The sequence below is a fragment of the Psychromonas hadalis ATCC BAA-638 genome, assembly GCF_000420245.1.
In the GTDB taxonomy this organism is placed as follows: domain Bacteria; phylum Pseudomonadota; class Gammaproteobacteria; order Enterobacterales; family Psychromonadaceae; genus Psychromonas; species Psychromonas hadalis.
Window position 1 is genome coordinate 1 of sequence record NZ_ATUO01000137.1, and the last position, 9323, is coordinate 9323.

A 9323-nucleotide genomic window follows, 5' to 3' on the forward strand; every position below is an offset into this window, starting at 1 on the left:
GTTAGAAAGCATCGATTGAACCAGTTAGACCTTCAACTTTCTGCCTAGAACCTGCTCACCTCACAGCTTGCTGAATTTTGCACCTTGAATGATAACGGGTATATATCCAGAACAGCCGTTTTGATGTAAAGCTACAGAACCTGCAACTACACTAGCTGAAAGTGCTTTGCCTTTTTACGGTAGCGATTATATTTTTCAATAAGTTCCGTTTTTGATAAGTCTTCATCACCGAAAAAGAAACCATCACTTGCGACTATGTCTTGATAATGTAACTCAATAATATTCAAAACCAAGTCCGCTTTTCTAAGCGTATCGGGGGTACAAGATTGACCGTGCAAGTCATCAAGCAGGTCGAGTAGATTAGAACGGAAACTTTCAAGTAGATAGAGTTCTTGTAAAGCATTATCACTCAACAATGCTTCTTGCCAGCAATGATTCATTGCCCGTTGTCGCGCAATCACTTCATCGTTAGCGCCTAGCTCGATTAGATTGGTCAATTTGATTTGATAGGCCTTCAAAGCACACTGCTTTTCAATTCTATATAACTCAAATAAAGCATCACTACTTAGGTTGAGTGGATTTTTCAATAAATAATCAAAAAAGAAACGTGTCTCAAAACGTTCGACACCGTGAAATAAAGGAGCCGTTAATCCATTACTATTGAAGTGTTGCTTAGGATCAAAGCGATACATATAACCAAAATCAAACAGTTTAATTTCACCATGTGTATCAAGTAATATATTCCCAGAGGAAAAATCCCATTCAAATAATCCGCTAAGTTCAAGATTATCTATTGTCGAAAAGATTTGCTCAAATATATCCCGAGTTAGATGCAATAAGGGCTCCCCCTCTATCCACGGAGAAAGAATAATACCCTCTTTAAAATTAGCAAATTGAGTATCAACAATATGTTTAAACTTATCAGGTGCTTCTTGCTTTAGTTTAACTAAATCACGACGACGCTGAACTTCATTCAAAAAAGAAGTTTGTCCATCAATGTTATTGACTAAACTAACTGCTCGCTTTAATTTCAATGTCCAGCTTTGCCCACCTAACTGTAGATGATAAACGATCGCGGTAAGACCAGAAGTAAAGGTCTTCACAACATACTTTGAATCACTGGTTGTATTTTTGAGTTGCTGCAAAGTAAGAGGGAAACCCTGTAAGCTACCAACTTCTATGTTCTCTTCACTCTCGACAAAATTTTGCTGCGCCTGCTGACGTTGCTGTTCCATCTTCATTTCACCAATCTTAAATTTATTCAACAAGACTTAATCATCTTATACCACTGAAATATCATTAGCGAAAAACTAAACATTAAATCGATGTACCAACTCATTCTGTTGATGTGCAAGTTCATCTAACTTACTACTCACGTTGGCTACTTTTTCCATTGAAGCATTGTTGGCATCGGCAATCTGGCTGATGTCTTCTAAATTACGTGCAATCGAGACAGCTGTTGCGCTTTGCTCCTCAGCGGCACTCACAATATGGTAACTCATTTTACTAATTTCGATGATGTTTGCCTGAATATCCTCCATTGCACCATTAGCCTCGGAAGATTGCGACAAACTTTTATCCATCTCTATCACACAAGATTGCATCACCGATGAAGCTTGCTTGGAGCTATCTTGTAGGTTTTTAATCATCTCTTCTATTTCTGCCGTTGAATCTGTGGTGCGTTTTGCTAATACCCGTACTTCATCGGCAACAACAGCAAATCCTCGCCCTTGCTCACCCGCGCGGGCGGCTTCAATGGCGGCATTAAGTGCTAATAAATTCGTTTGTGCGGCAATATGACGAATAACATCTAATATTGACCCGATCTCACTACTCATATTTTGCACCGTTGCAACCACTTGAACGGATTCGTTAAGTTGCTCAGATAATTTATGGATAGTTGATATGTTATTACTCATCACCTCTCGCCCGGCTTGTGTTGCACTCTCAACATCACGCACTTTATCCATCGAGTTTTGCGCACTGGCTGCCACATCTCTCACAGAATGTTCCATCTCTGTCATCGCCGTGGCAACCGAGGCTGTCTGCTGACGTTGCTCATTTAAACGCGCTCTAGACTCCGCCATGGTAGATTGGTTTTGTGCGGCAACTTCTGCTAAATCTCCCGACGTCGCGCCTAATTTATGTAAGATATCCTGTAGATTAGAGGCTAAGGTATTGATATGAGTACTGAGTTGATTGAATTCGACAAATGTATTGCTATCAACACGCTGTGTCATATCACCCGCGGTTAACATTTCCAGTGTTTTAAGGATAGAAACAAGTGGTTTACGCACATTTCTTGCCAGTAACCAGCCGAGGAATAACGCAAAAGTTGTTACACCACTGCCCATTAAAATAGCTTGAGAATAACTGTTTTTATAAATTTCATTGGCACTGTTCAGTGCACTGTTCATCACTTGTTTGGATTCACTTCTAAAGGTTTCCAGAATGTCCATCGCTTGGTCAACTTCCCCCGCAAGCACGGCAATATTACGATACAACTCATTACTCGCCATTGCGTAATTGTAATGTAAATCAAGAATGCCCTCTTTTTCACCGACATCCTTACTGAATTGTGCAAAGGATTCTGAAAACTCATTTTTAAGCGCAGGCAACTTCTTGGTCAAACTAGCGTAAGCGCCTTTAAGTCGGGCAACACCGACCTTATTCGCTTTAATCGCTTTAGTAATTTTTTTGATATCAAAACTGGCAAGCGCATCGGACGTCACCGTTTCTGTATATTTAAGGCGCATAAAGTAGCTTTTAGAGATCATCTTCAGGGTAATATCATCCTCATTATTAACGAACTCTTTCATACCCGCGCGTAACTCTCCCTGTAATTTCTGAAAGCGACGAGATGCATCTTGCCGTGCTTGTTGCGTTGCTAACTGCGCACGGTAGTTATTCATTGCTTTATTCGATTCAGAAAAATAACGCTTTTCTAATGAAAATAACGCGTTTAATTGATCGCTTAATGCAGGAATATCAACAGATACCTCCGCTAATTTAGCCAGCGCCAAGCTGAAGTTTTGATGCGCGACTGAAAACTTACTTTCATAATCATCCATACGAGGTAAATCTTGGCTAGTCAGGAAATCCTTGAAAAATTTATCGGCCATTAATAGTTCAACACTGGTTTGATTAGCAAAAGTAACCAGCGGCAGTGCATCGCTATTCACGGATTCAAGTTGCTGATAAACACGGCTAGTGCCATTCAACATGAGCAGGACAGTGCTAATAAAGAGAATAACCATCAGCGTGAAACCCGCATACATGCGCCGAATAACCGATGTCTGACGCATTTTTTTTAAACGTTTAATTGCTTTCATATTCATTCCTAGAGAATAGTTCTCTTATGTAAATTCAAATGTGCAGATTCAAAAAATGGCCTGATACACGATTTTTTTAAAACTTTAGTTAAACTGAGGGGAGAGTATTGAACAAAATAAACAGTCACTACTCAGTCAAACAACCTGAGTAGTGACATGTTTTGTTAGCCTTTTACACCACCAGCGGTAAGGCCACCCACTAACCAACGTTGGGCTAATAAAAACACGCCGGTAATAGGTAAAGCAGAGAGCACGGCAGCGGCCGCAAAATCACCCCATAGATAGTTCTGAGGGTACAAGTACTGCTGCATACCAACGGCTAAGGTGTACTTATCAACGTCAGATAACAGCAATGAAGCAACCGGTACTTCTCCCACTGTTGCGATAAAAGAGAGGATAAAGACCACCGCAAGAATGGGCACTGAAAGTGGTAATAAGACCAGATAAAATGCCTGCCAAGGTGAAGCACCATCGATAGCAGCTGCTTCTTCTAGTGAACCATCTATGGTTTCAAAATAGCCTTTAATGGTCCACACATGTAATGCGATACCGCCCAAATAGGAGAAGATTAATCCACCATGTGTATTGAGTCCCATAAACGGTATGTACTGCCCTAACTTATCGAACAGCGCGTATATTGCCACCAGCGCTAATACGGCTGGAAACATTTGGAAAATCATCATTGACTTCAAAATAAGGCTTTTACCACCAAACTTCATCCGCGCAAATGCGTATGCCGACGTTGTTGATAAGGTAACAATGATCAGTGATGAGATGCCCGCTACTTTGATAGAGTTCCATAACCACAGCAGCACTGGGAATGGAGGTGGCGTTATGCTGCCATCTGCGTTAGTAACAGAAAATCCGAGTGCCAGTTTCCAGTGTTCCAACGATGGATTATCGGGAATTAAACTACCCGTCGCGAAGTTACCTTCACGAAATGAGATAGCGATGACCATTAATAATGGAAATATGATCACCGATAGACCGATCCAAAGAGCAATATGAGTGCCCCATACGCGGTATTTTAAATCTTCGCCTTGTACCATTGCCATGTTAATTCTCCTTAGTCTTGATCAAGTTTTGTGAAACGCAGGTTGAGCAATGACAGACCGCCAACCAATAGAAAGATAATCGTTGCGATTGCACTTGCCAGACCAAAGTCTTGGCCACCCGTGCCTTCAAATGCGATTCGGTAGGTATAGCTCACCAATAAATCGGTGTAACCTGCAGGCTCAGAGGTGCCAATCATATTGGGACCACCACCTGTTAGCAGATAAATCATCACGAAGTTATTGAAGTTAAACGCAAAGCTCGCGATTAATAACGGTGTTAATGGTTTAAGCATTAACGGCACAGTGATTCTGGTAAAACGTTTTAATACGCTTGCGCCATCAATAGCAGATGATTCATAAAGGTCATCTGGAATTGCTTTTAATAACCCCATACAAAGAATCATCATGTAAGGAAAACCAAGCCAAGTATTGACAATGACCACCATCGTTCTCGCTGTGACAGGATCAGAGAACCATGAAGGACTGATACCAAAGATGGCTTCTAACACCATGTTGAGCTCACCAAAACTCTGATTAAACAGACCTTTAAAAATCAAGATAGAGATAAAGGCAGGCACGGCATAGGGCAGTATCAGTAATACACGGTAAACAGAGCGTCCTTTCAACTCTTCCCACTGCACAACACTGGCTAATACCAAACCAATAATCAGGGTTAAGAAAACCGATAACGCAGAGAACGCCACCGTCCAGATAAAGATACTAATAAATGGCTCTTTAATACCCTCATCTTTCCATACACGTTCAAAGTTCGCAGTGCTTACATTTACAACGAAACCAGGTGAGATGGTACTGCCAATAAATTCGCCATTATCATTAATAGGCTGATAGAAACCGACTTCCATATTTGGCTTAAGGTTTTCTCCTGTCTCATTGTTAATGAGTGTTTTACCATCGGATTGCATCGTGTATAGAGGAGCAACAGCCGCAAATTTACGCAGACCACTCATACGGATATTGTCACCCTCTGGCATCGCCAAATAAATCAAATTCAGCATCGCACTATTTTTGATGATCGCTTTAATTTTTTGCTTTTCACCCACGACCTGATCAACAGCGTTCAGCATAAGATTAAACTCTGTTGTTTTATCCATTGTAAAATCATCAGAAGAAAGAAGTTGCTCACCATCGGTGATAAATATGCGGTAACCCTGTTGTGTTTTGTATAAGTTAAATGGGTAGCTTTCACCTCTTTGGAATGTTCTGTCTATCAGAACCGATTGTGCTCGCTCAATAGAGAGCTGATTTTTGGCACTGTAGTTGGTGAATGCCAGACTGGTTGTGTAGACAAGTGGAAATAATATAAACAGAATCATGCCCGCAACACCCGGGTAGATATAACGGTATGCGTATGTCTTTTTACTACCAAAAACATACAGTGCCAGAGTGGTTAATACTAAGGTGAGTAGCGCAAAAGCAAGCTCACCGCGAGAATACATTAAGATGGTGACATAACCATTTACAATTCCAACCAACACCAAAATCGCCCATTTAATAAACACGGCTCGGCTGATAGGATTTGTAGTTGCTGTCGTTGCAACGACACCTTTAACTGATTGCATAAAAAAAACCTACTAACAAAAATATAAAACAAGGAGGATATCCCCTCCTTGAAGGGTTAAAAATGAGGCTATTGCGAACCTCGATTTAACATTACTTAACCATCTGTTTTTCTGCATCTGCAAGCGCAGCATCTACAGTTTGACGGCCATCTACTATGTTACTAATGGCGGTTTTAACACTGCCCCAAAAAGCGCCCATCTCTGGAATATTTGGCATAATTTCACCATTAAGTGCGTTGTCCATTGTTGCAGAAATACGCTTATCTGAATTTAGCTCAGCTTGGAAGGAGCTAAGTGCAACCGCACCCAGAGGTTTGTCGTTATTAACACTGCGCAGACCCTCGTTGGTTAATAGGTATTGCTCAATAAACTCAACAGCAACATCTTTGTTAGGTGACGCACTGCTGATACCTGCTGTCAGTACACCAACAAAAGGTTTAGATACCTGACCATTAAATTTAGGCAGTGTGGTCACCCCATAGTTGATACCCGCTTTATCAAGGTTACCCCAAGCCCAAGGACCATTAATGGTCATCGCGACGTTACCTTTAATGAACTCAGACTCAGAGATTGAATAATCCATATCTGGTGAGATAATTTTTTTAGCAATCAAGTCTTGGATAAAGTTCATCGCAGATTTAACGCCGGGCTTATTAATACCCGCATCTTTAACATCGTAACCATCTACCGTGTATTGATACGCGTAACCACCATCAGCACCCATCAGAGGCCACGTGAAGTAAGGTTCTTTGAGGTTCCACATGATTGCAGACTTGCCGTCTTTTTGAAGTTTCTTATGTAGCGCTTCAATCTCTTCCCATTTTTTAGGAGGGTTAGGCAGTAAGTCTTTGTTATAAATAAGCGATAACGATTCAATCGCAACCGGATAACCAACGAGTTTGCCCTTATAAGTAACCGCATCCCATGCTAAATCGACAATCCCCTGTTTAATTGCTTTTGAAGGTTTAACTTCAACTAACAGACCCGCTTCTGCATAACCACCAAAACGGTCGTGCGCCCAAAATATGATATCTGGACCATCACCCGCTGCGGCCGTTTGTGGAAACTTATCTTGTAGTGCATCTGGGTGAGCGACCGTTACCTTGATACCAGTATCAGCTTCAAATCTTTTACCTACCTCAGCAAGGCCGTTATAACCTTTGTCGCCATTAATCCAGATAGTCAATTGACCTTCTTCAATCGCCGCGTAAGCATTAAGTGAACCAAGGGCAGCCATAGTGCAAATGGCGAGTGTAGTGAGGGTTTTTTTCATGTTTAATATCCTTTTAAAATTACAATGTCGACTTATCTAGTTGCTTTCACATTAGAAAAGCCATATTTGGAGCATGCAGTATCCATAAGATTTATCTTCAGCTCATCATCCCAGCCCCTACACCCTTTTCATTTGCAATGAATTCCCTAGTTCCCTCTTCAATAATAAGTGAGACAGATCACAAAACGATTGGTTTTTGTGATCCAGACGACAATAAATAGATTGGTAATTTTGAAGTTGATCTTACTTTGTCTTTATTGCGGATCTAAGCCTCCACCCCACTACTCCTCCTTCAACTTTTTGACTTAGGAGGATGCAACACAGACAGCAATTCAACAAAATGCATACATTCAAAAATTTGCTACGGTCAGCATGTATTCAATCACTGATGCGTACGACAACTTATCAACATTAATCAAGGACAAACCAATGACCAGCGTCACGTTAAAAAATTTATGCAAGGCTTACGACGACGTACTAATTTCTAACAATATCAACCTCGTCGTTAAAGAAGGCGAACTTGTCGTTTTTGTAGGACCATCAGGCTGTGGTAAATCAACGCTTTTACGCTGTATTGCAGGACTTGAAGACATCACATCAGGGGATCTATATATAGGAGACCAACGCATGAATGATGTTGAACCATCAAAGCGTGGCGTAGGCATGGTGTTTCAGTCATATGCTCTGTATCCACATCTTAACCTCTACGACAATATGTCTTTTGGCCTCAAACTGGCCAAAGCTGACAAAGCTGAAATTGAGAAACGCGTCTCTCATACGGCTGAAATTTTACAGCTAGGTCACTTGCTTGAGCGATACCCCAAAATGCTTTCAGGGGGTCAACGTCAACGTGTCGCCATCGGCCGTACATTGGTTTCTGAGCCAAACGTATTTTTACTTGATGAGCCGCTGTCTAACTTAGATGCGGCATTGCGTGTCAATATGCGCAGTGAAATTACTAAACTGCAACGTCGACTTGGTTGCACCATGATCTACGTAACACATGATCAGGTAGAAGCAATGACAATGGCAGATAAAATTGTTGTTCTCGACGCCGGGTCTGTTGCTCAGATGGGCCGTCCACTTGAGTTATATCATTACCCGATTAATCGTTTTGTGGCTGGATTTATCGGTTCACCTAAGATGAATTTTATCAGCGTAAAAATTTCAGAGGTAGAAGACAATCAAGTAATGGTACAGCTGTCTAGCGGTGAAACTTTCTGGATTCAAGTAGAAGGGGAAACGGTTAATAAAGGTGATCGTATGTCTTTGGGTATTCGCCCAGAACATTTATTAAATGCACAAGATGCACAAGTAACCATTGCCGGTGATGTGCAAATGGTAGAAAAACTGGGTAACGAAACGCAGATATATCTGCATCTTGATGACGCGGATGCCGACGTTATATTTCGTGCGCCAGATACTATTACGGTAGAAATTGGCAGTAAGTTTCATATTGGCTTGACTGCACACCGCTGTCACCTATTCCACAGTGATGGCAGAGCATGCCGTCGTTTACATCGAGAGGATGGTGTTGATTACGACCGAATGTTAGAAGAGATGTAAGCTCCTTCCGATGAGTAAAAAAAAAACCTTATCAGCAATGATAAGGCTTTTTTTTTATTTACAAAGCAAATAATATTCCGCAGTAAAAAGAGCGAGCTTGTAGATGGAAGTGAAACTTTAGTTTCATCTTGAAAATGGCGAAGCTGAAGCATCACGTCCAATTTACTTTTTAGATTTGTACACAAATGTAATATTTTCAAAGCTTCATATTGGACGTAGGAGCGAATTGAACATCAGTTCAGTCTCATGAGCGGGTAAGCTCTGCAAACCCTTTTTTCAGTCCTACCTTATTAACTAAGGCGCAGCTAAAGCAGCACCTCCCCAAAACAATAAAAGCAAAGATGATAAGCAGGGCAAACGGGTTTAAAACAAACAGAATGAGTTTGCTTTCTGGTCAGTTGTTAATTCAAGCATCAAAAGGCAGGACTAAAGTCCCACTTCCGATGAATAATTAGCTTACTTTTGGGAAGTGGGACTTTAGTCCTGCATGTTTTCATTTATATAAATAGAGACTAAT

The 9323-nt window shown here is 41.1% G+C and carries 6 protein-coding genes; 1 reads left to right on the plus strand and 5 read right to left on the minus strand.

The window, feature by feature from the left end; all coding sequences use genetic code 11:
• Nucleotides 1–146: 146 nt before the first annotated feature.
• The 5 genes from G322_RS0114650 to malE form a co-directional block, all read right to left on the minus strand.
• Nucleotides 147–1235 carry a protein kinase family protein gene (locus G322_RS0114650; protein WP_245542328.1) on the minus strand — a complete coding sequence of 363 codons (1089 nt, stop codon included), beginning with the start codon at nucleotides 1233–1235 and terminating at the stop codon, nucleotides 147–149.
• Between the two features lie 75 nt (nucleotides 1236–1310).
• Nucleotides 1311–3332: a methyl-accepting chemotaxis protein gene (locus G322_RS0114655; protein ID WP_022942493.1), complete on the minus strand. Its 2022-nt coding sequence runs from the start codon at nucleotides 3330–3332 to the stop codon at nucleotides 1311–1313.
• A 164-nt stretch (nucleotides 3333–3496) separates the two neighbouring features.
• Entirely contained in the window at nucleotides 3497–4387 is an 891-nt protein-coding gene (gene malG / locus G322_RS0114660) for a maltose ABC transporter permease MalG (protein ID WP_022942494.1), read from the minus strand.
• 11 nt (nucleotides 4388–4398) lie between these two features.
• A complete protein-coding gene (malF, locus tag G322_RS0114665) occupies nucleotides 4399–5967 on the minus strand; it encodes a maltose ABC transporter permease MalF (RefSeq protein WP_022942495.1) in 1569 nt (522 codons plus the stop codon).
• A 91-nt stretch (nucleotides 5968–6058) separates the two neighbouring features.
• Nucleotides 6059–7240, minus strand: a complete 1182-nt coding sequence (gene malE, locus G322_RS0114670) for a maltose/maltodextrin ABC transporter substrate-binding protein MalE (protein ID WP_022942496.1) — start codon at nucleotides 7238–7240, stop codon at nucleotides 6059–6061.
• A 429-nt stretch (nucleotides 7241–7669) separates the two neighbouring features.
• Here malE and malK point away from each other — a divergent pair, with 429 nt between their 5' ends.
• Nucleotides 7670–8806 (plus strand): maltose/maltodextrin ABC transporter ATP-binding protein MalK, encoded by a 1137-nt coding sequence (gene malK, locus G322_RS0114675; protein ID WP_022942497.1) that lies wholly within the window; start codon nucleotides 7670–7672, stop codon nucleotides 8804–8806.
• The last annotated feature ends 517 nt before the right edge of the window (nucleotides 8807–9323 follow it).

What these genes read in the sequence shown, in the direction of transcription:
- G322_RS0114650 (WP_245542328.1), bottom strand. Translation starts at nt 1,235, where the DNA reads ATGGAACAGCAACGTCAGCAGGCGCAGCAAAATTTTGTCGAGAGTGAA.
- G322_RS0114655 (WP_022942493.1), bottom strand. Translation starts at nt 3,332, where the DNA reads ATGAAAGCAATTAAACGTTTAAAAAAAATGCGTCAGACATCGGTTATT.
- malG (WP_022942494.1), bottom strand. Translation starts at nt 4,387, where the DNA reads ATGGCAATGGTACAAGGCGAAGATTTAAAATACCGCGTATGGGGCACT.
- malF (WP_022942495.1), bottom strand. Translation starts at nt 5,967, where the DNA reads ATGCAATCAGTTAAAGGTGTCGTTGCAACGACAGCAACTACAAATCCT.
- malE (WP_022942496.1), bottom strand. Translation starts at nt 7,240, where the DNA reads ATGAAAAAAACCCTCACTACACTCGCCATTTGCACTATGGCTGCCCTT.
- malK (WP_022942497.1), top strand. Translation starts at nt 7,670, where the DNA reads ATGACCAGCGTCACGTTAAAAAATTTATGCAAGGCTTACGACGACGTA.